At 61.0% G+C, this 267-nt stretch carries 1 protein-coding gene; it reads left to right on the top strand.

What is annotated here, in order from left to right; translation table 11 throughout:
* Positions 1–267: MFS transporter (locus SB753_RS37750; protein ID WP_410805246.1), on the top strand; the 267-nt coding region annotated here is incomplete at both ends.

A 267-nucleotide genomic window follows, 5' to 3' on the forward strand; every position in this document is an offset into this window, starting at 1 on the left:
CTGCAGTTCACCGGCGACCTCGGCCTCTCCAACGCGGCGTATGGACTCGGCGCGGGGATTTTCTTCTTCGGCTATTTCGTGTTCGAAGTGCCGAGCAATCTGCTGCTGAAGAAGTTCGGCGCTCGCGCCACGATCGCGCGCATCACGATGCTGTGGGGCCTGCTGTCGTGCCTGATGATGTTCGTGCGCAGCGAAACGATGTTCTACGTGCTGCGCTTTTTTCTTGGCGTCGCCGAAGCCGGGCTCGTGCCAGGCGTGGTGCTCTAT

Source organism: Paraburkholderia sp. SIMBA_053 (genome assembly GCF_046534895.1).
In the GTDB taxonomy this organism is placed as follows: Bacteria; Pseudomonadota; Gammaproteobacteria; order Burkholderiales; family Burkholderiaceae; genus Paraburkholderia; species Paraburkholderia caledonica.